Origin of the sequence: Megasphaera sp. NM10 (assembly GCF_000417505.1) — a bacterium.
Classification (GTDB): domain Bacteria; phylum Bacillota; class Negativicutes; order Veillonellales; family Megasphaeraceae; genus Megasphaera; species Megasphaera intestinihominis.
This window is the reverse complement of record NZ_APHY01000108.1, coordinates 1-2909: the sequence shown is the minus strand read 5'-3', so window position 1 is coordinate 2909 and position 2909 is coordinate 1. Positions and strand designations below refer to the sequence as shown.

Annotated in this window: 2 protein-coding genes and 1 rRNA gene; all 3 read right to left on the bottom strand. The window is 50.0% G+C overall.

What is annotated here, in order from left to right:
* A 16S ribosomal RNA gene (locus NM10_RS12425) occupies nucleotides 1-91 on the bottom strand; the annotation flags it as partial.
* Nucleotides 92-1182: 1091 nt separating this feature from the next.
* Nucleotides 1183-1533 (bottom strand): desulfoferrodoxin family protein, encoded by a 351-nt coding sequence (locus tag NM10_RS12415; RefSeq protein ID WP_020311887.1) that lies wholly within the window; start codon nucleotides 1531-1533, stop codon nucleotides 1183-1185.
* A gap of 327 nt (nucleotides 1534-1860) precedes the next feature.
* On the bottom strand, nucleotides 1861-2909 hold a 1049-nt coding region (locus NM10_RS12410), incomplete at its 5' end, for an acyl-CoA dehydrogenase family protein (protein WP_020311886.1).

Below are 2909 nucleotides of genomic sequence, written 5' to 3'. Positions count from 1 at the left end.
AAGCAAGCTTCTTCATCTCTTCTCGTTCGACTTGCATGTGTTAAGCACGCCGCCAGCGTTCGTCCTGAGCCAGGATCAAACTCTCCATGATATATGGAAGAGCGTTTGGCTCTTGTTTATTGATTGGTATTACTCATTGTTTGACGTTCTATAAATAGAACCTCGCACGTTGGCGTTCATTCAGTTCATTGTTCAGTTTTCAAAGGTCATCGTTGTCATCACCAGGTGGCGACGACTTGTTTATTTTAACAAACTCAGAAGAACTTGTCAAGGATTAATTTGAACTTTTTTAAATTCAAACTTCCTGCTGCGTCAGGGCCTTGCCCCGACAGCTCATTCAGTATACTACTGTGTAAAGGAATTGTCAAGGATTTTTTTAAAATCCTTGACGCAGGCCGCCGCGACATCACAGATGTCGCTGTAGGGGCCGGCCAAAGGGCGGCCCGTTGTGGGAATCCCGTGAAATGCTTTGTAGCGAAATCGCCGGTCGCAAAACCATGCCACATATACAGGCTAAGTATATCCCCCATTGTTCGCAGCGGGCTGCCTTTCAGGACAGCCCCTACGCACAAGGCCATGGGCCGTGAATGATTTGATGTGAATCCATAACATTAACATCGCCTGGCTGCGATTCCGTAGGGGACGCCCAAAGCCCTTTCCAGCCCGTCGGTTGCCGACCAATGGGAGGCGCAAGACGGTTGCTGGAACGGACAGCAGAGGCTGGGCGTCCCGTTGTGGGAATCCCGCGAAATGCGCTTTGTCGAAATCGTAATTCGCAGGCCGCAGTTCGCCGGTCGCAAAACCATGCTACATTGACTTGACAAGTATTTTCCCCATTATTCACAGCGGGTCGCCCAAGGCTCCCTTCATAGGGGAGCTGGCCGCCAAAGGCGGTCTGAGAGGTTAAAGGACGTCCCCTACGATGGCCCCGGTTGGGGCGTAAGCCGCCCCTGCGAAGAAGAGGGGGACCGCTTGCGGTGGAGGGGTTCTCCTCTACGAGCCGAGGGGTACTCGAGGCGATGTTGTCAGTCCGAGTCAGTCGCGGCGGGACGCCGCATCTGAATCGTCGTCGATGAACGATGAACGGCCTACGACGAACGACATCGCCAATGACGATGGGCTCCGGCCTGCGGCCTGCAAAAAAAGGGCTTGCCGCGTGTGCGGCAAGCCCTTTTTTATCCCTTAAAATTCCGCTTTCCAAATACCGTGGAGATTGCACGATTCGTATACGACGCCGGAGTCGACGGCTGCGAATACGGCTTTCGGTTCTTCACCGGGTTTGAGGAATTTGACTTCCAGTTTATCATCCGTTGCCAAGGCAATCCATTCGATGTGGTGTTCTTCCAACATCGGGTGGATGACAGAGCCGACAGTGACTTCCAGTTTATCGCCGACGCGTTTTACGACGGGGATGTGTTTTTCTTTAGCTGCATCAACGGAACCGACGGCAATGGGTTCAGCGCCTTCTACGCTGCCGCTGAGCAAAGCCAATACGTTTTTACCTTCGAGCTGATAGAATTTTACGTCTTTCATGATAACTCCTCCTATAACAAAAAATTCAAGTGCATATATAAGGATTATATATTATATGTCGTTCATAGGTGGTAATAAAATCTTTTGTACCTTTAATTGATATTGGTTCTTTGTTATGTGTATATCTTACATGATTTAGCCGTTTTTGTCAAGAAATAATCAACAAATAATTATTATTTATTCGTAAATCAAAAAAAAAGAAAAGAGCCTCACATGATGGGCGGAAGTTTCATGTGAGGTCCCTTTCTCTGGAGCGTTATCTTATATACTATTGTTCTATTATATGTACTTCTATATGTACTTCAGGAAGAAAGACGGTGAGCCGGCTTATCGGAGGATAGCGCCGGAAATGACCATCTGCTGTACCTGGTTGGTGCCTTCGTAAATCTGAGTGATCTTAGCATCGCGCATGTAGCGTTCAACCGGGTATTCACGAGTGAAGCCATAGCCGCCGAATACCTGGACAGCATCGGTGGTGACCTGCATAGCTACGTCAGAAGCGTATTTCTTAGCGATAGCTGCATCTACAGAGTAGGATTTAACGTCGGGCTGAGCCATTTTCCAAGCAGCCTGATAAACTGCGAGGCGGGCCGTTTCAATCTTGAGTTTCATGTCAGCCAGCATGAAGCTGATAGCCTGGAATTTAGCGATCGGTTTGCCGAACTGCGTACGTTCTTTAGCGTACTGAACAGCTGCATTATAAGCGCCTTCAGCAATGCCGAGAGCCTGTGCGCCAACGCCAACACGGCCGCCGTCGAGGGTCATCATAGCGATTTTGAAGCCTTCGCCTTCTTTGCCGAGGAGGTTTTCAGCCGGAACTTTTACGTTCTGGAATACGAGTTCACGCTGTACGGAAGCGCGGATACCCATTTTAACTTCTTCTTTGCCATAGGTAAAGCCTTCCATTCCTTTTTCCAGGATGAAAGCGCTCATGCCTTTAGCGCCTTTGGATTTGTCCGTCGAAGCGAATACGACGGTAACGTCAGCTTCGCCGCCGTTGGTGTTGAAAACTTTGGAGCCGTTCAAGGTGTAGCTGCCGTCTTCGTTTTTCGTAGCGACTGTGGAACCGTTCAAAGCGTCAGTACCAGCGTTCGGTTCGGTGAGGCCGAAAGCGCCGAGTTTCGTACCTTCTGCCAAGGGTTTCAAGTATTTGGCTTTCTGTTCCGGCGTACCGAATTTCCAGATTGGCCAGGAGCAGAGCATGGTGTGTACTTCGAAGCTGAGTGCGATGGACGGGTCAACTTTAGCGACTTCTTCGCAAGCGACAGCCAGGCTGAGGAAGTCAGCGCCTACGCCGCCGTTTTCTTCTTCCCAGGGGATGCCGAGAAGGCCGAGGGTACCCATTTTGTCGAGGATAGCGCGGTCAAAGACTTCCT